The following is a 21,927-nucleotide window of genomic DNA, read 5'->3' as shown; positions in this document are numbered from 1 at the left end:
CGCACTGAAAGCGAAGCATTTTGACGGAGCGATGTGTAATTTCTCTTTAACATAAATAATCCGAACTGATTTCTACAGAATCGTTCGGATTATTTTTTACTTTATTCAGTTTTGTGTCATCCTCTTTGTGCGTGAGGCTTTTTCTAATAATGCCCTGACCAAGAATTCGTAAAAAACCTTAAGATCCAGACCAGACATCCTTCGCCAAGCGACCCGATTGTTCAAGTCCTTCCAACCATGCAGCTGCTTCTTGATCGCTTGTCTGATGAAGGTCTTGATAACACCTGATCAGTGTATCCATCACTTCAGGAGCCATCTTGCTGCCATCCCCACAAATGTACAGGTGGCCTCCTTGATCTAAAAGAGAAAGAATCGTTTGTGCATTTTTCTTCATCAAATGCTGTACATACACCTTTTCTTCATTCTCCTGTCTAGAAAAAGCACTATGAAGTTCAATAAGCCCGAGGCGTTCGGCTTCCTTCAGTTCTTTTTCATATAAAAAGTCCTGTTCTGGATGACGGCATCCGAAGTACAGGTGAGCACTTCCCAGCGTTTTCCCTTCCTGCTGCATGATACGGCGAGCCTGGATGAATCCTCTAAATGGCGCGATTCCCGTTCCTGGTCCTACGAGAATCATCGGAGTTGCAGGGTCGTCAGGCAGCTGAAAGTCCGATTGAGGAGTGCGAATGAAACAGGCGATTTTGTCCCCCTTCTCTCGTGATGCCAGATAATTAGAAGCCACTCCCTCATACTCACCTTTGCCGCTCCAGGCCTCTCCACGGACGACACTGACCGTAATACTTGTTTGATGTTCGTCCACACGTGGAGAACTAGAGATCGAATAGTAACGGACTTTCAAGGATGGCAGCAATGAGATAAAGCGTTCAAATTCCATTTCACAGGAAGGATAAGCTTCCAGCAGTTCAAGCATGGTCTGGCGTTTTTCCAAAATCTCTCGTTTATAGATGTCATCCTCTACGAGTTGTTCAAGCTCCATTTTGTGTGGAGGGCAAGGATTGCTCGCTGCAAGCTCACGAATTTGTGCGCGAGTCGCAGGCTCTTGCAGTTCCACATAAGACGATAACAATTGCACAAGCTGAACAGGTTGGTTGGTAGGCAGGTGGTTCGCTCTCCCTGTACCTTCTCCAAGAATGACGTACTCTTCTCCTTTTATTCCAAACCGGCTCAACACCCTGTTTACAAGTGCTGATGGATTTTCGGGCAGCACGCCAAGGTGATCGCCCTCCTTGTAGGTGACGCCTGAAGGCAGCTGCACATCAATGTGACGAGTACTGCGATCACGAGAATTCAAGAGTTCCTGGTTGTCATGAACAACGGCTGAGAAAGCATCATACGTGCGGGCAACTGGTGTATAGCTGACCCCACTGACGAATTCCATAGACACGTGACTAGACGTATGATCCCCTTTCTCCAGCTCAAGATGAAAATGATCCGCTAAACACGGCCATAAACGCTCCTGCCATTTTTCAAAATCCCCATCAAAGTCTTCACTTGCATCTCCTTCTCCACGTTCAAGGAGTCTTGTGGCCCCTTTGGCTTCGAGTTCTCCATCGATAATGGCAGGAATGCGTTGATAGGTGTTCGCCCAATTACGATCCCCGCAGCCGAAGACAGCGTAGGTTACCCCTTCCAGATCAGCTTCGGCAGCAGAAGGAAGCCAATCCATAAAGGAGACCGCATTATCCGGCGGGTTTCCGTTATAGGACGCAGATACAACCAAGACAGCCCCTTCAGTGGGAAGTTTCCCAGCAAACTCATCAAGTGGAGCTGTCGTTACTTCAAATCCCTGATATCGAGCGGTTTCCGCAAGCTCTCGGGCTACCCCCTCTGCCGTTCCCAAATTAGATCCAAATAACACAAGTAATGGTGTGCCATGAGATTGGATGACTGGCTTCGCCTTCGATTCTACGGAGGTTTCTTTTTTATCTGCGTCTGCTGGCGCTTGGAATACCCTTGCTTCTTTTCTGGATTTCACTTTCATCGTTAATCCGTCTGGCTTAAATGTTAGCGTTTCTTTAACGTCCAGTTCATAATCCGTATGATCTTCAAGCTCAAAACACTGCAAGACCATGCCGAGAACGAGCGTCGCTTCATGAAGAGCGAACTGTTGCCCAATGCACGCCCGCTGCCCATTGCCAAAAGGTTTATAAGCATGATGCGGAATGTTTGCGGGATCTTCAAACCGCTCCGGTTTAAACGCTTCGGCATCTTCTCCCCAGACGGACGAGTCACGGTGCAGCTCCGGTATAAGGAGGGTGAACGTATCTCCTTTTTCAACCTCATATTCTCCATCAAGGGTCGTATCTTCCTTGGCAAAAACAGAAAAAGCCGGTGCAGTCGGCCATAATCGTAACGCTTCATTCAAGATCATCCGCACATATTTCAACTGTTTCACCTGTTTATAAGAAGGCGTATCATCACCAAGCACTTCATCCACTTCTTGATAGGCTTTCTGTAATTTCTCAGGATGTTTCAATAAAAAATAGGTCGCAAAAGAAAGGAGACCGCTCGTTGTTTCGTGCCCGGCAATGAGGAATGTGATGATTTGAAATCGGATGTTCTCATCATCCAGCGATTCCCCTGTTTCAGGGTCTTTTCCTTTCAACATGTGAGCAAGTAAATCGTCCTCTCCTTGATCACCCGCTTGTTTACGTTCTTCGATTAATTGATCGACAAGATTGAACATGTAATCAATATCTTCTTTATACTGTCGTTTAGACCGGACCATCAGCTTATCCTGAATACCCAGCCGCTGCGTCTGGCTCATCGATTCATCCATCGCACGAACCATTTTTTCTACGAATGGATGAGAATCTTCACGATAGAAGCTGTTGAAACGATAGTTGAATCCACACAAACCGATCGTGTCCAGCGTAAGGCGTGTCATGTCATCCGGAACATGAACTTCCTCGTTCGGATTAAGCCGGGCCCATTTTTGAACCAGCTGTGAAGCAAGATCGATCATTTTTTCATGATACCCCTTCATCGCTTGCTGGCTGAAACTAGGCAGCAAGATATTGTGGGCTTTCTTCCAATTCGGTTCCTCCGTCTCACTTGTGAACAAACCATCTCCACCAAAGGCGCGTACCTTTTGAAGGGCGGGTCCCAATTTTTTATCAAAGCGCGTTTCGTCACAGATTTCTGCAGCAAAACGAGCACTAGAAACGAAGTTGCTAACCCGGCCTGGAAAATGAAATTGGTAAATCGGTCCAAGCTCCCGAGCATGCTTCATGAACGATTGCACGGGTTTTTCTTTATCTATGCCCGGTAAATTTCCGAGCGGTCCATAGGATTTCGGTTGTGGAAGTTTTTCTATATGATTCATGAACAAACACCTCTTTCATGGAATTGAAAATACCGGAATGAATATTCATTCCTAAACTTAGAGAAGAAAACTGAGCCCCATCACTCAGGATGACGCACAGCGTCCCAGCAGCTTTCCTCTACGCCTGCCAATAATTCGTCCGATGCTTCGATGTCACCTGCACGAATCAATTTAAAAAGCTCAAGAAAACCACCAAATATAATAGCAATTAACGCCTTCGATGGAAGCTCCCGGATTTGCTTTTCTTCTTTCCCCTCATCTATGAAATTCTGGAGAATCATCAGCAGATGATTAAAATGCTCTCGACTCGTATCGTCAAGAAAGTAAGCAGCATTATGTGTTTTTATGAAATAAAGGGCATGCTCATGTTCATTTGTGAAACGAACCATCCCTTGAAACAAATGATGAAATTGATCACGGATACTATGGTCTTGGGGATAATTTTCCTCCAGCGTATTCGTGAACAAAGTCACATAATGTTGAAACAATGTATTGACGAGAACCTCTTTGTTCTCAAAATAGCGATATATGGTTCCTGCTCCCACGTTGGCATCATTGGCAATCATCGGAATCGTTGTGGCATCGAATCCACGTTCTGCAAATAAAGTCAGCGCACTATGCAAGATATGATCACGTTTACTTGTGGATGTTGGCATCTGAAACCTTCCTCCTTCTGTCGCGGAATGAACATTCATTCCTAATCAGTTTAGTACATCTTGCCATACAGTGCAAGCATACAAATAACTCAAAACGTTCGCGAGCTGGGGAGCTTCCGCAAAGAAGGTCTCAAAGTCTGTCTTCTGTTCCAATTGTGCTTCTAACTCTTCTTATCTCAAGCAGCAGATATATATTTCTTGAGTGATCTCCCTGATTCATGAAGACTGATTTCAAGATTACAAAGGGGTATTCGATTTTTTGAACATACAAAACCCCGAATATAGACATTCTTTAAGTATGTCTTTAATTCGGGGTATCATTCAGGGAGAGCTTTCCCATCTATTTTACTGATTCTTTTATTTACCGAATAATGCTTTCCTTGTTTTAGGCCCTACAATACCATCAGCCACTAACCCTTTTGACTTCTGAAATTTCTTTACAGCCTTTAAAGTCTGCGGTCCAAAGGATCCATCAGCAGTAATGCTGAGTTTTTTCTGTAAAATTTTCACGGCATCTCCTTTACTGCCATACTTTAAGTTGACGTTAAAGGTTTCATATCCTGCGACTACTTTTTTGGCTTTGGCAACCCCATATTTTTGTGCTAACGCCGGGAATGATGATGAAGCGCTTGTAATATAGACCGGAATATTATGATCTGCCCGGTCATACAACCAGATGACATCTTTATTATACATTCGAATACAACCGTTGGACGCGTAAGTTCCAATGGAGGACGGATTATTTGTTCCATGCACTCCATAAACATTTCCTGAGGTATGTCCCCAGTCTCCCGGTACTTTGAGCCCTAGCCATCTTGCGCCTAATGGATTCCGTGGATCACCACCTGGGATATTCTTTTTATACCATGGCCTGTTTTTAACCTTATTCACGAGAGAAAATTTCCCTTCCGGCGTTAAACCTTTCGTTTTTCCAGTTGCTACAGGTAACACTTTCACAAGTGTACCTTTTTCATAAAAAGCCAGTTGGTTGTTACTTTTGTTAATAATAATTGCTTCGTTCTGTGCGGCCTCTGCCGGCTTTACCATCAAACTAAAACTCATCCCCAAAATCCCTAATGCAAACACGATTTTTCTTAGCTGCATTCTCTTTCCTCCATTAATTCCCTTAGTTAGCTTGGAAATATTATACTCCGGGAAATGGGGAAAAAAGTGTCGAAAGCGGCTGTCGAAATATAGAAATTTTCAAGTAGATATGAGCCATCATATAGATACTTGAAAATGGAATTTCATAAGGAACTCACTGGGAAACCATCTTTGGATTTGGTCTATTTATGTACACCTTTCCAGTCATTTTCAGTTTTGAAAGGAGGTCGAATAAACTATGCAGCATTCGCCCCCTAAACTGAAGACTCGATTTCAATATAACTAATACTTCCTGCTTATGAGTTGTTTCGATTTAAATGGTAATATCCGAAAACGCAGATGGCATAAAGAGGTGCTGCTATACAAATAAAAATTATGCCTGAATATAACTTTTCTTCATCATAGAAATCTAGATTTGTGGCAAAGTGCAACAACCAAGAAGCCAGGGCTACTGAAGCAATTTAATAAAGAAATTTTTCTCCACTTAACTTATCTTTCTTTCTTCTAACCATTAACGAAACCACGCCTATATACTCTATAGCATACATACATAAACATATCTCCCTTGGAATAGTGAATGTGTCCGTTTTACTCATATTTACCACTTATAAACGACCTCTATGTTTATGTAAATAATGAGTTTCAAATTCTTAGCATCATCTCGAAAATGAGCCTTTCACAATCCTGCACTTATCTTGAAGACCTTAAATCGACAGAATCACAATACGTCAACAGTTATTATGATTCTGCTAATAAATTTGCTGATTTCACAAACTGAAAGCACCTTTTCCTATTAATTAAAATCGAGAATAAATCCTTTGGAATTTTACCTGCCATTTATATTATTTCTCGACGTTTTCTGAACCACTGATTTAAAAGTAGATGCCCCTCTTTTTTTACAGCCTTTTACTTCTAATTTACCTTGTCCAATCATTAACTATAAGGACAAACTTCTTTAATCCAGGGAGGCACTTGGCATGATCTTACTTTTAATCAGGCAGATTGTTCTTGGTTTATCACTGGCAGCCCCAATCGGACCGATTAACATAGAAATCATTAGAAGAGGGATTTATCAAGGATTCTGGCCTTCTTTGCTGGTAGGAGCAGGCGGCATGACGACGGATCTCGCCTTAATGTATCTTGTGTATCGTGGCCTTTCCGATTACTTAACCTTAAACGCCGTGCAGCTTACATTGTTAGTGTTTGGTGCCCTTGTTTTAACCTATACAGGCATCCAAAGCTTCTTAAATCGACCTGAACCGGTCATTGATTCATCCGATCATAGAGGAGAGCGTTTTAGCCCCGGGTTGCTTCGCCCTTACCTTACGGGTATTTCCATAGCAGCCTTCAATCCTTTAAACATTTTGTTTTGGTTAGGCATCTACGGATCAGTGCTTAGTGATTCGTTGCAAGACGAAAACGTGCTAAGAGCCTTTTACATTAACAGCGCGATTTTTATTGGGATCGGTTTATGGAATGTAAATTTGGCCCTCACCGTCCACTTTAGTAAATCATTGTTAAAGCCCGGGGCATTGAAGCTCATCTCTTTAACGGCGAGCTTGTTCTTAATAGGGCTTGGTGTTTACTTTGCTTTTAAGGCGGTTGTTAAAGTGACAGCGTTTTTTTAAAAAGCAGACAAGCGTCATACCTTTTGATTCTATATCACAAAAAGTATAAAACTACATCTGTATCGATGGGTTCGCAGCCTAGGTGTCGAACCATAGACAGGATCTGTCCTTTATGGTGAAATTCATGCGTCATCGTATGCGTGAACAGCCAAAGGACAGAGACCTCAAGTTCATGATCCTGCCAGGAAACCGCCTTTAATGTTAGGGAAGGATTCGTTTCGTATTCATGTAGAAATCCTTCGCCGAGCCCGTCTACCTGGTGAAATAAGCTTCGCATTTCCTCTACGTCCTTGATGACCTTCCCGTTAACTGCTAGAGGGTCTTTTAAAGCAAACTTTCCAATCCACGTTTGATAGCATTCAACCACGTGGGCATGAAGATGACGGATGGATCCCCATTCAAAGCCTTGAAGCTCTGCTGTATAATCTTCTGGCTTTATTCCTTCACAAAACTGGAAGAGAACCTCTCGAGTTTCACTAAACGATAGTGTTCGCTAAGAATGTTCTTTTTTTCTCTCCTATTAATCGATTCAAATCTCCATAAACAAATACCCTGCCTATGTTAGGGCAGGGCAGCAAACTCTATTTTTCCTACAACCGCCATTTTCCGCTTCCCCACAACTGACTCATATACTCCTCCGACTCGCCGGTATTTGCGTTAATGATGAACTCCTTTGTTAGGTAGCTAGAGTCAACGTGTACGTTCCAGAGCGGCAAGTACGTAAGGAACAGTTCTTCAAGCTGATAGCTGGGCTTCTTTAATACATAGCTGCGGTTGATTTGATTTTGCTGAATGTCTAGGATGTATGTCTCCTCGACCTGCTGCTTCGTCAACTGCGCGGGGACAACTTCACCGTTTTCTACTTCCCTATCGTTCATCGGCGGCACGGTTGGAAAAAGTCCGCGGTAGCCGGAAACGGCGTCAACGAACACCATGTTCGGCTTTTTTCTCGGTGGAAAAGGTTTACGATCAGCAATGACGAGCAGTTTGGCCACCCACATCGGGTGATACACACGCTTTGTGCTCGTGATGTGGTTTTTAATGTAATCAGCGTCGATGCTGCGGTTCATTTTCATCTGCACGCCCAAATTTTTATATAGGACGTTAGGCAGCTCGCTTTCGGTTATGCCTCCGCCTGTCCCGATGAGGCGGAGGTTTTTCTGTTTCAATGTTTCCATTGGCTTCATCCTTTATGACTCGATATGAGTGTGATAGCGATCCACTTCGCTTTGCATTTCTTCAGGTGGCGGAGACGTCATCAGGCTGACGACAATCACAAGAATCGCAGATACAGGGGCAGCGACGATTGGCTCAGCCACGAGAGCGAATGGCAAGGCGGCCATAATGATAAACGCCACGGATCCTCCGATCATCCCCGCCAATGCTCCAGCCATGTTCGCCCGCTTCCACCAAATGCCGAGGACAAGCGGGAAACCGAAGGCCGACAGCATGGCGCCACTGACCCAGCCCACCATAATCGCGATGAGCTGTGGTGGATCAATAGCGAAATAAATACCGACGAGACTGGCGAGCATCATGACGACAAACCCAATCCGCGTGACTGACTTTTCGGAGGCCTTTTTATTAATGTGTCCTTTATACAAATCATGAGCAACACCAGCCGACACGGCGAGCAGCATGGCATCAGCTGACGACATAATGGCAGCTAATAATCCAGCCAGCATAATCCCTGCGAGGATTGGCGGCATGTAATGCTCAATCACGGATATAAAAATCATGTCCTGATTATCCAGGGAACCGATAATGCCTAGACTTGCTCCGGCAGAAGCAATGATCGCGCCGAAAATAAAGACGCAAAGGTATAAAATACAGGCACCGAGCGCAGAACGACGGGCAGTTTTTGCATCACGTGAAGCGAAGTTACGCATCACAGCGGATGGCGATACGACACCAAACCATAGGAAGGCGATGAACAACCCAAAGTACGACATCCACGGCTGTGTGACCTCACCAAATGCAGGGTCGACAGCCAAAGCATCTTGAATTAACGTACCTACTCCTTCGTGATCGGCCAAAATAATGATGGAAAGCACGAGCATCCCAATCACCATGACGGCCCCTTGAATCAAGTCGGTATATGTAATCGCCCACATGCCGCCTAAGGCCGCATACAAGGTAAATCCAATCCCAAGAAAAATAACAGCGGTGGTATATTCAATGCCAAGCACGTAAGAACCGATTAAGCCTGAGGCTGTGAGCTGCGGCACCATATAGAACGTCATACTGAGAACGACGATGATGGCAGCTACAATTTGTACCGGTTTTCCAAAGCGTATTTTGAAAAACTCCGGCATCGTTTTTACGCCGGAGCGTCGAATCTGCCCCGCGATCAGAAAGAGAGCAAAGGATGGAATGGCTACCGCCCCGAATCCATAAGCGAATAAGAAAGGGAGGCCGAGTGCGACGCCTGATCCAACGGCTCCCATTAAGGAGCTTGAGCTTGCGACAGCGGCAAACAAAGCGAATGATCCTACGAAACTATTAATATTGCGTCCTGCGGTCCAGTAATCATCTTCTGATGAGTGAGCTCTCTTGGCAAAATAGATGCCGATGAGGGTCATGAAGATTAAGTAGAAGGCTAATATGGAGGTTTCCATTCCTTTCATCGTCTACAGCTCCTTTAGTTCGATCGTTTTTCTATCTTTTCAATCCAAATGACATAAATAAAGGTTAATAGCAGCCAAATAAAAAAGCAGAAGAACATCAGCCATCCGGCAAGGGAGATGCCCATCCAATACACTTCCGTCGGCCACCAGATCCAAACGATGGAGGAAATGATGGCGAGCGCAATTACCATGATAATGCCGGGGTCTTTCCATTTTGATTTCGTCATTTGTTTCACACGGACTCATCCTCTCTTATCGGATTTTTTCATATAAGGCTTTCGTTACGACTAAATCAAAAATCGCCGCTCCTACGGATTTGAAGATGATCGATTGTCCCTCTGGGTTCTGCGGACGATGATTGCGTTCAATGATCTCTTTAAGCGACAGCGTTTGTTCAGGGTCAACGCCAAGCTCCTGCGCACGAATCATATCGCCTGATTCACGGAAAGCACTCGGCGCATCGACGTAAACTTCATCCGCCTCCTTTAAGATGCTGTCAGGAATCTCCTGCATCGCCGGGTGGAATGAACCGACACCGACAATCTGCTTGCCTTTATAGGCTGCGGGATCAAGCTCAGGAAGCACGGGTTTTTCAGAGGTGGTTGTCGTGACAATAATGTCAGAATCACGGACTAATTCTTCCGGCGAAGCTTGTTCAATATGTAGTGCCGGAAAGGCCTCTCTCGCATGTTTAATAAATGTTGAAAGCTTATTCTGACTGCGGTTGTACACCTTCACGGTTTGAATCGAGCGAACTGCACAGGCGGACTGCAGGTGACTCCACCCTTGTGTCCCGGTTCCAATAATTCCGAGAGAAGAAGCCTCCTCCTTCGCTAAATACTTCATGCCAAGACCGCCAAGCGCCCCCGTACGAAGCCCGGTAATCGGCATCGCATCACACATTAAGAGAGGCTCCATCGTCTTGCGGCTGTACAGAATCATCAGTCCATGAATCGTCGGCTTCCCAAGTGACGTATTGTTCGGTGCTACACCGACGAGCTTCGTTGCATAATAATCACCATAATAGGAAGGCATTAAAAGACTTGTATTATCGCCGTCTTCGATATGCATGCGATCAGGCATGATCATATCCCCATTGCTGTCGTCTAAGTAGAATTGTTCAATGGAGCGAATCGTTTCGTCCATCGTCAATCGTTCGTTGACTTGTTCTGCTGTTAAATAGTCCATATAAGCCCTCCTTCGTTACTAGTAACGCTATACTACCACAATTTTCTGATTTATTAAAATAATGAAAAAATCCAACACATCTGCAAGTGTGCTGGATTTTTTAGTTATGAGATTAATACAAATTCCGATAAGTTGCTTTCCGGCTTAACAACTGTTCTTGAGCCTCGTTATGATGGTTATTCATAGGCATTTTATCTTTTTTGTTTCTCGTAATACGAATCGTAAAGATGAAAAAATGGATCGTCATCTTGCTCCTTCCTTTCTATAAGAAGCTAAGCATCGTTACAGCATCAACTCTCCTAAATTGCCTAAACTCGAATCTTTCGCCTTCATCCCCTCATCCTTAATCATTCCTGTATTCACTCGTATCACCTGCTGCAAGCTGCCTTTTAATGAAGGATTTTCTACAGCGACGATGCCAAGAATATCTAAGCTTTTAATTTTTGATGAAAGAACCTCAGGCGTGACACTATCGTCTATGATTAGTTGTCCGTCTACAATAAACGCGGTTGGATGGTCTAAAGCTTCCAGTTGTTCGTTCGTCCATCGCTCTTCCCCTTCGATAAATAGAAAACGGTCTTCGTACGACAAAACCTCTGTTTCCAGCAGCGGGGCTGTTTCATATACGAGATCCTCCAGTTCTTCTGGACAAATAACAATGGACGTCGAATGAATGGATGCTATAGAAAAAGCGTCACGCGTTACATCCGCTTCAATGATCAGCGGCTTGTTCGTGTAGAGCTTTTTGCCTTGGAATCGTTTAATGGAGCGGCTGTTTACGCGCAGCGGCTTCGTCAGCTGTAAGTAACCGTCAGGAATGACCTCCACCTTGCTGGAGGAAAGCGAACCTGCTTTTTTATAAAAATTCGTTTCTTGAGATTCATAGAGCCTGACCTTGCCATTGACATCGATCTGGTGAATTTTTTGCTGAAACAATGCCATGTCTAAATCCACAGGTAATCGCAGCTTGCCGTTTACGGTTAACCGAATAGCAAGATCGGCTGAATGCAAGTAGGCATTCGTTAACTCGAAATGCCCGTTTTCAAAACGCAGCTCTTCCTCTCCGTACGACTCCACATCCATGGCTCCATACGAGATGATGTGAAAAAGAGAGCCAGTCAGGTGGTCCGGACAATAAATGCTGCCGCTTACTCTAAGCTCAAGCAAGCTGTTCTTCAGCTCGTCAGCCTGCACATCTTGCTCAACAATGAGATTACCGTTTACGAACAGCTTCACTTCTTCCGTTAACGATTGAAAATACGCTTGATCTACGTGTAAGTTGCTATTCACCACTTGATACCCCTTTGGCAGCTCCACACATTGACCGATGTTGCCGACGTTTAATTTCGGCAGGAGGTACGCTTTTTCCTTAGGATATAAAATCATGCCAATGTTCTCGATCCTCTCCACATCTTGTAAGCTTTTTTCCGTAGCATTCATTAAATTTAACAGTCCGACATTTCCAATTCGTTGAGTCATCATTCATCCTCCTCTAAAAATTTACGTAATTGTTTCATTGCAGTCTGAAGCTTAAAGCGAACGGTAGAAGCAGGCAGCTCCAGCCGCTCACCGATTTCTTTACTCGATAATTCCAACCAGTACCGTTTAAACACAATGTCACTTAACTCCGGCGACAAGCGGGAGAGCAATTCGGTCATCTCCATTCGACTTAACGTCAGCTCATGAATGGGAAAATCCGCTTCATCATCCCACTCGGTTAAGCGCTGATCTTTTCTTCGTTCATCAATCAGCTTATTTTTCATTACTCGATAGAACCACGCTTTTTGCTTATGACGAGGCAGATCGAGCAGGTGCTCTTCCTTTAACGATTTGATCCACGCATCCTGCACAAGGTCCTTCCCTTCTTGTTCGTGACGCGCGATCGAAAAGGCGAATCGGAACAGGTCGCTTTTCAGTTCTTCATATAGATCACTTACTTCCATACGACCACTCACTTTGTCTAATTATTGGCTCCTTCACTTAGATAACGAATGAGGCGGAGGAAGTGATGGAGTTTTTTCAAAAAATAGGTGAATTTCTTTTGAAGGATTTGTCCGGGGATTGAAAAACGCTGATATATTCTCATTTTCGCTGATAAAGGAAAAAAAACGCTGATATAAGTATAGTTTAGCTGATAAAAGGTGATTTCCGCTGATATCTAAAATTAAAAAATAAGCAGCCGCGAACGGTCTGCTTATTTTATAGCTTCTACATCATTTACTTCACCGCGGCCTCTTCTTCCTGATCTTCCGGCGGTTCCTTAGTCACATACGTGCCCGCAATAAAGTCATGAATCGCCCGTTTATCTTCCCTCATTCCGACCATAAATGCACTGACGATCAGGCCGATCCCAAGTGTCACAATATAGACGAGCGTACCTACCACTTCTCTTAAAAGCATCGTACCAAAGCCAACATTCTGTCCGTTCATCCGTACGATACGGATTCCGATTAACTTGCGTCCTACCGTGTATCCATACCAAATGACCGGAAGCACAATCGCATAGACGTAGCCAAGTAGATCTACCGGGCTGTAACCATCGTGGAAAAAGCTGCCGTGGATAAGTATTGTCATCAATCCAAGTGGAATAGCCAATAAAAGACCATCTACAATTCTTGCTCCTAACCTGTTCCAGAACCCCGCCGGGTGATGTACTTCCATATAAAAAACCTCGCTTTCTTTCCATACTTATCGTACGAATCAACGTAAAATATGTTTCACAAGAATAATAAAAGCTTGATTTCCCCGTGAAGAAATCAAGCTTTCCGCTTTATAATATATGACTATTTGCCTGTAGAAAGAACTGTGAGTGTTTATAGTTATACGTCACTTTAGAAAAGTCAAACGGCTGCCCGTTTGTTAAATGAAATATGCTTTCCATGAAAAGCTTCGGATCCCCTTCTTTCAATCCTAAGTACGCGGCTTCTTCTTCATTCAGTTTATCGACGTGAAGGTAAATATCTGAGAAACCGACCTTCAATCCGAGACCTTCTTGAATGTAATGAAAGATCGACTCCGAGGCAATCTCCCGATTTAAGTAGGTTACCGACGATTTATTATAGTACGACTCCTCCAGACAAAGCGTCTGTCCGTTAATGTAGCGGATGCGTTTCACATAATAAACTTCCTGGTGCTGATCGATGTTCAAGTTATAAGCGGCTTCTTCTGTCGGTTGACAAACCTTTAACTCCACCACCTCAGATGTGACATTAAATTCTTCCAGGTCCTTTTTAAATCCCTGGTTTGATAACAGACTGATGTACCCTTCTCTGTTATGTCTTCGAACAAAAATCCCGCTGCCCCTTACTTGATATACGACTCCCTTTTTCTCCAACAGATCCAGGGATTTCGTAATCGTGCTCTTACTCACGTTAAATCGTGCCATCAGATTTTCAAGGACAGGCAGTTTATCCCTTTGCTGAAGGTTATGCTCTTCAATATATTTTTCGATGTCGATTGCGATTTGCTGATACTTTAACATAAACATTCCTCTTTACCTTTTTAATCCTTACATTACCAGCATTATAGCATAAACAGCCCTGGGGCTCATTCACGCATTTTAAACATATATAATTATTTTGTTAGGGTATTGATTAATTGTATCGATACAATTATAATGTAAGCGAATACTCAAATTAAAAAGGAGGGTTTCATTTGGCGAAAAAAGTGAGAGATTACTCTAAGCTTGCAGGGGACATATTAGAGGCAGTCGGCGGGGAAGAGAACATCATTAAGGTATCACGGTGTGCCACGCGGCTCCGACTCGTGCTTAAGCGATCGAAACCGCAGGCCAAGGAACAAGTGACGTCTTTACCCGGGGTTATTACGGTTGTAGAGAACAACGGTCAGTTCCAGGTCGTCATTGGTCAGCATGTAGGTGAGGTTTACGAAGCATTTGCCAGTCTGGTAAACATGGACATGGGGGACGATGATCAAAGTGAAAAGCAAGGGACGATCGTCAACCGTGTCATTGCTACGATGTCAGCCGTTTTCGCTCCCTTTATTTACATTTTAGCGGCTGCTGGTATTCTTCAGGGCTCGTTGATTTTAATTAATTTGTTATTTTCCGGATTTCAGGAAACAGGGACCTATGAAGTGTTGAGCTTTATTTCATGGGCGCCCTTTACCTTCTTACCTATTTTTATTGCAATGACCGCAGCGAAACATTTTAAGGTCAACACGTATATTGCGGTTGCCTGTAGTGCAGCTTTAGTCAGTCCGACGTGGACAGCAATGGCTGATCAGATTGCTTCAGGAGAAACGATTTCTTTCCTCGGCATTGCATTATCAGAAACGGTGTACACTTCTTCTGTACTGCCGCCGCTATTCTTAGTCTGGCTCTTATCCTATCTTGAGAAGTTTCTAAATAAAAACATGAATGAAGTCGTACGTCCGTTATTCGTACCGCTCATCTGTATGGTCGTCATGGTGCCGTTAACAATTCTATTAATCGGTCCGCTTTCCACATTAGGAGCCAACGGGATTGCGAACGGCTACAATTTCTTAGCGGAAAATGCACCAGCCCTGGCTGGAGCGATTATTGGATCGCTATGGCAGGTGCTCGTTATTTTCGGCGTTCACTGGGGCGTTACACCAATGGTGCTCGCTAACTTTGACCAGTACGGCCGCGATTCCTTCCAGGCGTATCAGACCATTGCGGTTATTGCCCAGGTTGGCGCCGTTCTTGGGGTCGTCCTGAAGGCGAAAAGCCAGGAAACGAAAAAAGTCGGTGTATCGGCTGGAGTAACCGGGATCTTCGGGATTACAGAACCTGCGATTTACGGGGTCAACCTGCGATTTAAAAAGCCGTTTATTTTTGGATGTATTGCAGGGGCCGTCGGTGCGATAACGGCAAGCTTTTTTAACCCGTATTATTTTGCCTATGCCGGACTGCCGGGTCCATTAACCATTGTAAACGGCATAGACAGCGCCTACCCGATGTCAATATGGGGAATTGTGATCGGCTCCCTGATCGCCATTGTCCTTCCTGTCGTACTCATTCAAATTTTCGGATTTGGAGAAGATACAGCAAAACAGGCTGGCAGTGAAGCGTTAGTTGAGGAACAAGGACAGGCTGGCGAGACTGCTGCGGCTGTAGATGATGCAAAAGTGAATGAAGAAGTCGTGGATGCTCCGTTCAGCGGTAACGTCATTCCGCTTTCAGAGGTGCCCGATGAAGTATTCAGTTCAGGAGCGATGGGTAAAGGAGTCGCGATTCAGCCGACGGAAAATAAACTTTATGCTCCATTTGATGGCACCGTCGTCATGATCGCACCTACCAAGCATGCGATCGGGTTACGTTCAGAGACTGGAGTTGAGTTACTCGTGCACATAGGAATCGATACAGTCAAACTCGACGGAAGTCCTTTTAACTTACATGTAGAAGACGAGGCTGTGTTTAAAAAGGGAGAAATCCTTGTTGAATTTGATGAAGAAGCCATTCGGGGACATGGGCTCGAAACGATCACTCCGGTCATCGTTACGAATGCCGGGGCTTACGAAGAAGTGATCATTGAAGACCTTAAGCAAAGCATATTCAATCAAAAACTAATGACAGTCGTAAAATAAGGAGGAAGAAACATGACACAAATGCCAAAAGATTTTCTATGGGGCGGGGCTTTAGCTGCTCACCAATTCGAAGGCGGATGGAACGAAGGCGGCAAAGGACCGAGCGTCGTTGACGTTATGACCGCAGGAGAGCATGGCGTTCCTAGAAAAATCACCGAAAATATTGAGGAAGATGAGTTTTATCCAAACCATGAAGCCATTGATTTTTACCATCATTATAAGGAGGACATCGCGTTATTTGCTGAAATGGGATTGAAATGCCTGCGTACCTCCATTGGGTGGACCCGTATTTTTCCGAAAGGGGACGAAGCGGAGCCGAACGAGGAAGGGCTGCAATTCTATGATGATGTGTTTGACGAATTATTAAAGCATGGCATCGAGCCTGTAATTACCCTCTCTCACTTTGAAATGCCGCTCCACTTAGCCAGAGAATACGGCGGGTTCCGCAGCCGAAAAGTAGTCGACTATTTCGCTAAATTCGCAGAAGTCTGCTTCAACCGCTACAAAGACAAAGTGAAATACTGGATGACGTTTAATGAAATTAACAACAAAATGGACGTCAACAACCCGATTTTTCTATGGACAAATTCCGGAGTTACTGTAAAAGAAGGAGAAAACGCAAAGGAAATTATGTACCAGGCCGGCCACCACGAATTACTGGCCAGTGCCTTAGCCGTTGCGAAAGGAAAGGAAATCAATCCAGACTTCGAAATCGGCGCCATGGTTTCTCACGTTCCGATCTACCCTTATTCTTCTAACCCAGAAGATGTCATGCTGGCTGAAGAAATGATGAGGCAGCGCTACTTCTTCCCTGATGTGCACGTACGCGGATATTATCCGAGCTATGCGTTAAAAGAATTTGAGCGTGAAGGCTATCACGTTCCATTTGAAGAAGGCGACGAAGAAATTTTACGTAACGGAACGGTTGATTATCTAGGCTTCAGCTATTACATGTCCACGACGGTTAAAAGTGACGTAGAACAAGATAACAGCGGTGATATCGTCAACGGCGGCCTGCCAAATGGAGTCGAAAACCCGTACATTAAATCAAGCGACTGGGGCTGGGCGATTGATCCAACGGGGCTGCGCTATACACTCAACCGCTTCTACGACCGCTATCAGATTCCTTTATTCATCGTCGAAAATGGATTTGGTGCTGTCGATACAGTAGAAGAAGACGGTTCGATCCACGATAAAGCAAGAATCGAATATTTAAAGTCTCACATTGAAGCTGTGGAAAAAGCCGTCACGTACGACGGAGTCGATTTAATGGGCTACACACCGTGGGGCATTATTGATATCGTGTCTTTTACAACCGGTGAAATGAAAAAACGCTACGGCATGATTCATGTCAACCGCGATAATGAAGGAAACGGCACGATGAAGCGGTCTAAGAAAGATTCTTTTGACTGGTATAAGCAGGTCATTGAAACGAACGGTGAAAAATTATCCTATAAACACCACATAAACATTTAAATAAAAAAACAAACCCGAATAAGGACCGTTCTTATTCGGGTTTATTTGTATGAATCTGTTATTCTGCTTCCATCGCATCCTCTTTCGTTTCATGAACCGTGCCGAATGGATGCTCAGGCGGCGCATAAATCGTGTACAGCTTCAGCGGCGTATCTCCAGTATTGGTTAAATTATGCCACATCCCTGCTGGAACCATAATGGCAAAATCATCTTCAACCTCCGCTTCGAAATCTAACTGATTCTCACGAGGCCCCATTTGTACAAAGCCTTCCCCTTCTTCAATCCGCAAAAACTGATCCACATCAGGATGCACTTCTAAGCCGATATCACTCCCTGGTTCAATACTCATCAGCGTTACCTGTAAATGCTTTCCCGTCCATAAAGCTGTACGGAACGTGTCATTCTCTTTTGAGGCAGCATCAATATCGATGACAAGTGGACCTCTTCCGTAATCCTTTAATTCCATACTTTCCTCGTCATCGCCCATTTGTCTCAAACGTTCCGCAAGTGCGGCTCCATGATGACAAGCGTTCCAAAACACATCTCGAACCGGGAGATGCTGGGTAAGTACATAGCTTTGCCGGTCTCTTTCATAAGCCGATTGTTCTGCAGCATAAGCTTTCTGCAATCCGTCTCTAAACGTTTCAAACGTTAACTGCTCGATGTCGTAGTCAGGCTGACTTCCCGTCTGCCTTACATATTCATCCGTTAATTGCTGGACAAAATACTGCTTACTTGCTGCCGCTTCCATCAGATCGTGCTTATGATGAGGAGTGGGAGCTGCATTTGCTAATCGATGGTAAAAATCAATAGAAGCCGCTTCTTTTTTAATGGCCGAAAGTATGATATCCGCTATTTGAGTGCTGTTTCTCTCCGTGTTTGCGTGATAAGGGGGAGAGGAGAAATTAGGCCTATTGTACATATCGCTCAGTCCTTTACAAATTTATAAAATTATCCTATGCATGACGCGGAGGAATGTACGTATTTCGTAAGGGACTCGTTACAAAAAAGCCGCTCAGAAAAGAGGCTGGTGGACCCTAATGCTGAACCTCTCAGCTAGGGGGCGGGTCAAAAGAAAGGCAGAGTTTTTTCAATAATCAATGATCGCCATAGTCCTATTCTTGATCAATGGGAGATGTAATATGGTCATTATATGTATCGACGTAAACATTGCCGTTCGCTGCTAACACCGCATAAACCACTTCCTTTATGCTGACTTGACGTTTAGCCAGTTCCGCGTTCAGCCAAGAATGAGACAGCTCGTTTTCTGTTAAATTCTTCTCGATAATCTCCCCATCCATAATAAGCTCGATCGGAAGCCTTTGTTCAGGGGTTAGTAATGCAGCGATATCCTGTTTGGTCACACTTCTAAACTGTGGCTTCTTTAATACAGTTAACGATCCATTCGTCTCGATTAAGGCAAAAAGGACTTCTTCAATAGTAAAAACGTCTTTCTCCCGTAATTGTTGATTTAAATAATCTAACGTGTACCGCATTTTCTTCATATTATGTTCGAGAATCTTCCCGTTTTGAATGATGATCGTTGGATCGCCGGCGAAAAACTTCCTGGCCTTTCGATTTTTCAAGGAAACGAAAGCAATAAAATAAGCGACTGCCACAAATATTATAAAAGATAAACCGATATGGTGGCTCTTAATCGATAGGTTAAATGCTAAATTGGCTGCAATAGAACCAAGGGAAATAGCGGCTATGAAGTCAAAAATGGTCATCTGAGAGAGCGTTTGTTTACCTAAAATCCGAGCGCCTATTAATAAAAGAACAAAAGCTCCGATCGATCGTAAAATTACTTCTATATGCTCAGCCATAGATTTCCCTCCATTTCCTTTTGCATAGCTTTTGCGGAAGGGAAGATTTCATGCAGTTATTTAAGTTAAGGATCGGCATACATCGCTTACGTATCGCCGGGCGATATGTGATTCAGACTGTATCGTATCGCGATACGATACGCAAAAAAGAGCTGTCTCCACGCGAAGACAGCTCCTCTCCTTTAGTGTTCCTCATACAGATGATTTTCTAACTCACTGCGTATATCGTCTGGAATCCGCTCGGACACCTGCTTTTCTACGTTGAAATTTACGTATGTGGTGTGTCCTGTAGCGCATAGCGTATCGCTCTGCCACACCTCTTCATACAGCTTGAGGCTCGAATTGCCGACCTTCTCCACCCACGTGCAAATCTCAACATTCGTGCCAAAGTAAATTTGGCTTTTAAAATCAATATTCATATTGATAATAATCATCTTCCAATGGTGGAAATTGTCGTCGGGGGTGAAAAGCTTGAACAATGGATTACGCCCCGCTTCAAGCCAGACAGGGACGACCGTATTGTTAATGTGCCCCACCCCATCGGTTTCAGAGACACGCGGTTCAATGACGGTTTTATACATAGGCTCATTCCTTTTTCACTTGATTGTAAAAGGGCGGGGGGACAGCGTCAACTATTTTTCAGTTGGGGAAATTCGCGGCGAAATGAGAAAATTCGCGGGTAAATCGTAATTTTCGCGGCTATTTTTGTAAAAACGCGGCCAATCTCAAAAAATCGCGGCGAAATCTTCCCCGCGTATCCACCATAAATTTGCTATAATTTCCATAGAAAGCGTGGTGATTCCGTTGTTTAATATTTTGCTCATTGAAGATGACACGTCTCTGTTTACTGAAATAAAAGAACGCCTTTCCCAATGGGAGTACGAGGTCGTCGGCATCGATGATTTCCATAAAGTAATGGATACGTTCACAGAAGCTCAGCCTGACCTCGTCATTATCGATATTCAGCTTCCGAAGTTTGATGGCTTCCACTGGTGCCGGATGATTCGGCAGCATTCCAATGTGCCGATTATTTTCCTCTCTTCACGCGATCACCCCACAGATATGGTGATGTCGATGAACTTAGGCGCGGATGATTTTATCCAAAAACCGTTCCATTTTGAAGTCTTAATTGCAAAAATCCAGGCCCTTCTTCGCCGGGTGTATAACTATAGTGCGGAAGCGCCGGAGTTAAAGACGTGGCTTGGGGCAACCATTGATTTTGAACGCAGCCGTGTGACAAATGACCAAGGGGAGATCGAGCTGACGAAGAATGAAATGTTTATTTTGCGCCTGTTAATCGAACGGAAAAATCAGATCGTCAGCCGGGAGGATTTGATGAACCGACTATGGGATGATCATCGATTTGTCAGTGACAATACGCTGACCGTAAACGTTAATCGTCTTCGTAAAAAGTTAGCAGAACTTACGCTTGGCAATGCGATTGAAACGAAAGTCGGGCAGGGTTACATAGCGATTGATCAGGTGAGCCGATGATTCGAGTATTTATAAAGGAACGCCGCAGCTGGATCCTTCTCTTTGTCGTCTTGCAGCTGCTCGCCTTGCTCATCGCCTACCTTGACCCAGCGGTTCCGCTGTCATCGATCGGGTATTATATCTTCCTCTCCTCCGTTATTTTCTTTATATTTTTCGTCATTCGCTATCACCGTGAAATCCATTTTTTCAAGGAGCTTGAGGAACGCGAGCAAGACTTAGACGTGACGAGTCTGCCCGAGGCAAACCGGCCGTTCGAAGCTATCGTTGAAAAAAACATTACCGAGCCCATTGAGACATTACAACAGACCTCTTCTTCCCTTCATGCGCAAATGGAACAGGAAAAAGACGACTTGCTCGCTTGGATTCACGAAGTCAAAACGCCGCTTACCGCGATGCACTTAATCATAGACCGGATCGAGGACCGCCAGCTTCAAACGCAATTGACGCATGAGTGGCTGAGAGTCCATTTACTCCTGGATCAACAGCTTCACCAGAAGCGGATGCCGTTCATTGAAAATGATCTATATGTAGAAAAAGTAGAAGTGGAGCCTCTTCTTTTCAGCGAAATCAATATGCTGCGATCGTGGTGTATGCAAAAAGGCATCGGCTTTGACGTTGATGTCGCAGCTGTTACCGTCCTCAGTGATGCCAAGTGGCTCGGATTTATCATCCGTCAGCTGCTGACCAATGCTGTGAAATACAGTAAAGACGGGTCTGAGATTACCATTACAAGCAGCGAGCAGAACGGGCAGACTACCCTGAGCATCAGTGACCATGGACGCGGCATTGATTCCCGTGACCTGCCCCGCATCTTTGATAAAGGCTTCACTTCCACCAGTCAGCATGAAAATAAGGCCGCGACGGGTATGGGTCTGTACTTAGCGAGAAAGGCAGCGTCCCCCTTACGGATCAGTATAGACGTTCAATCGAAGCTTGGACATGGCTCAACCTTCACCCTCACCTTCCCAAAAGCGAACGAGTTCATCGAGATTCAAGGCGTGTGACAAAAGTGTC

At 44.5% G+C, this 21,927-nt stretch carries 20 protein-coding genes and 1 pseudogene; 5 read left to right on the top strand and 16 right to left on the bottom strand.

What is annotated here, in order from left to right; genetic code table 11:
• Positions 1-178: 178 nt before the first annotated feature.
• The 3 genes from IEV27_RS08440 to IEV27_RS20015 all read right to left on the bottom strand — a co-directional run bounded on the left by IEV27_RS08440 (position 179) and on the right by IEV27_RS20015 (position 5,106).
• A complete protein-coding gene (locus IEV27_RS08440) occupies positions 179-3,346 on the bottom strand; it encodes a bifunctional cytochrome P450/NADPH--P450 reductase (RefSeq protein ID WP_188377032.1) in 3,168 nt (1,055 codons plus the stop codon).
• 80 nt (positions 3,347-3,426) lie between these two features.
• A complete protein-coding gene (locus tag IEV27_RS08435) occupies positions 3,427-4,002 on the bottom strand; it encodes a TetR/AcrR family transcriptional regulator (protein ID WP_188377031.1) in 576 nt (191 codons plus the stop codon).
• A gap of 357 nt (positions 4,003-4,359) precedes the next feature.
• Positions 4,360-5,106 (bottom strand): L,D-transpeptidase family protein, encoded by a 747-nt coding sequence (locus IEV27_RS20015; protein ID WP_188377030.1) that lies wholly within the window; start codon positions 5,104-5,106, stop codon positions 4,360-4,362.
• A 977-nt stretch (positions 5,107-6,083) separates the two neighbouring features.
• Between IEV27_RS20015 and IEV27_RS08425 the strand changes: the two genes are divergently transcribed.
• Entirely contained in the window at positions 6,084-6,734 is a 651-nt protein-coding gene (locus IEV27_RS08425; protein WP_188377029.1) for a LysE family translocator, read from the top strand.
• A 34-nt stretch (positions 6,735-6,768) separates the two neighbouring features.
• Here IEV27_RS08425 and IEV27_RS08420 read toward each other — a convergent pair.
• The 10 genes and pseudogenes from IEV27_RS08420 to IEV27_RS08375 all read right to left on the bottom strand — a co-directional run.
• Positions 6,769-7,206, bottom strand: a pseudogene (locus tag IEV27_RS08420) (DinB family protein); the annotation flags it as partial.
• A gap of 118 nt (positions 7,207-7,324) precedes the next feature.
• Positions 7,325-7,804, bottom strand: coding sequence for a hypothetical protein (locus tag IEV27_RS08415; RefSeq protein WP_188377028.1), 480 nt, complete (start codon positions 7,802-7,804; stop codon positions 7,325-7,327).
• Positions 7,805-7,924: 120 nt separating this feature from the next.
• Entirely contained in the window at positions 7,925-9,361 is a 1,437-nt protein-coding gene (locus tag IEV27_RS08410) for a sodium:solute symporter family protein (protein ID WP_188377027.1), read from the bottom strand.
• Positions 9,362-9,375: 14 nt separating this feature from the next.
• A complete protein-coding gene (locus IEV27_RS08405; protein ID WP_188377559.1) occupies positions 9,376-9,588 on the bottom strand; it encodes a hypothetical protein in 213 nt (70 codons plus the stop codon).
• A 25-nt stretch (positions 9,589-9,613) separates the two neighbouring features.
• On the bottom strand, positions 9,614-10,549 hold the full coding sequence (locus IEV27_RS08400) for an ornithine cyclodeaminase family protein (protein ID WP_188377026.1): 936 nt from the start codon (positions 10,547-10,549) through the stop codon (positions 9,614-9,616).
• 112 nt (positions 10,550-10,661) lie between these two features.
• Positions 10,662-10,796 carry a YrzI family small protein gene (locus tag IEV27_RS08395; protein WP_188377025.1) on the bottom strand — a complete coding sequence of 45 codons (135 nt, stop codon included), beginning with the start codon at positions 10,794-10,796 and terminating at the stop codon, positions 10,662-10,664.
• 35 nt (positions 10,797-10,831) lie between these two features.
• Positions 10,832-12,028 (bottom strand): hypothetical protein, encoded by a 1,197-nt coding sequence (locus IEV27_RS08390; RefSeq protein WP_188377024.1) that lies wholly within the window; start codon positions 12,026-12,028, stop codon positions 10,832-10,834.
• Positions 12,028-12,492, bottom strand: a complete 465-nt coding sequence (locus IEV27_RS08385) for an RNA polymerase sigma factor (RefSeq protein WP_188377023.1) — start codon at positions 12,490-12,492, stop codon at positions 12,028-12,030. Before IEV27_RS08385 ends, IEV27_RS08390 begins: the two co-directional genes overlap by 1 nt.
• Before the next feature lie 274 nt (positions 12,493-12,766).
• Complete coding sequence (locus IEV27_RS08380) at positions 12,767-13,210, bottom strand: RDD family protein (protein ID WP_188377022.1); 444 nt, start codon at positions 13,208-13,210, stop codon at positions 12,767-12,769.
• Between the two features lie 109 nt (positions 13,211-13,319).
• The gene (locus IEV27_RS08375) at positions 13,320-14,030 is read right to left on the bottom strand and encodes a GntR family transcriptional regulator (protein WP_188377021.1); all 711 of its coding nucleotides are present in this window, start codon (positions 14,028-14,030) and stop codon (positions 13,320-13,322) included.
• A gap of 173 nt (positions 14,031-14,203) precedes the next feature.
• Between IEV27_RS08375 and IEV27_RS08370 the strand changes: the two genes are divergently transcribed.
• Both IEV27_RS08370 and bglA read left to right on the top strand, forming a co-directional pair.
• Positions 14,204-16,117 (top strand): beta-glucoside-specific PTS transporter subunit IIABC, encoded by a 1,914-nt coding sequence (locus IEV27_RS08370; RefSeq protein ID WP_188377020.1) that lies wholly within the window; start codon positions 14,204-14,206, stop codon positions 16,115-16,117.
• 12 nt (positions 16,118-16,129) lie between these two features.
• Complete coding sequence (bglA, locus tag IEV27_RS08365) at positions 16,130-17,593, top strand: 6-phospho-beta-glucosidase BglA (RefSeq protein WP_188377019.1); 1,464 nt, start codon at positions 16,130-16,132, stop codon at positions 17,591-17,593.
• Positions 17,594-17,651: 58 nt separating this feature from the next.
• Here bglA and IEV27_RS08360 read toward each other — a convergent pair whose 3' ends face one another.
• From IEV27_RS08360 to IEV27_RS08350, 3 genes are all read right to left on the bottom strand, one after another.
• On the bottom strand, positions 17,652-18,515 hold the full coding sequence (locus IEV27_RS08360) for a cupin domain-containing protein (protein ID WP_188377018.1): 864 nt from the start codon (positions 18,513-18,515) through the stop codon (positions 17,652-17,654).
• Positions 18,516-18,708: 193 nt separating this feature from the next.
• Positions 18,709-19,419 carry a DUF421 domain-containing protein gene (locus IEV27_RS08355; RefSeq protein WP_188377017.1) on the bottom strand — a complete coding sequence of 237 codons (711 nt, stop codon included), beginning with the start codon at positions 19,417-19,419 and terminating at the stop codon, positions 18,709-18,711.
• A gap of 182 nt (positions 19,420-19,601) precedes the next feature.
• The gene (locus IEV27_RS08350) at positions 19,602-20,000 is read right to left on the bottom strand and encodes an acyl-CoA thioesterase (RefSeq protein WP_188377016.1); all 399 of its coding nucleotides are present in this window, start codon (positions 19,998-20,000) and stop codon (positions 19,602-19,604) included.
• Positions 20,001-20,223: 223 nt separating this feature from the next.
• Between IEV27_RS08350 and IEV27_RS08345 the strand changes: the two genes are divergently transcribed.
• Both IEV27_RS08345 and IEV27_RS08340 read left to right on the top strand, forming a co-directional pair.
• Positions 20,224-20,913, top strand: a complete 690-nt coding sequence (locus tag IEV27_RS08345; protein WP_188377015.1) for a response regulator transcription factor — start codon at positions 20,224-20,226, stop codon at positions 20,911-20,913.
• Entirely contained in the window at positions 20,910-21,917 is a 1,008-nt protein-coding gene (locus IEV27_RS08340) for a sensor histidine kinase (protein WP_188377014.1), read from the top strand. The genes IEV27_RS08345 and IEV27_RS08340 overlap by 4 nt, the downstream gene beginning before the upstream one ends.
• The last annotated feature ends 10 nt before the right edge of the window (positions 21,918-21,927 follow it).

This window comes from Halobacillus andaensis, assembly GCF_014636475.1.
Taxonomy (GTDB): Bacteria; Bacillota; Bacilli; order Bacillales; family Halobacillaceae; genus Halobacillus_A; species Halobacillus_A andaensis.
This window is presented reverse-complemented; position numbering and strand designations above follow the sequence as displayed.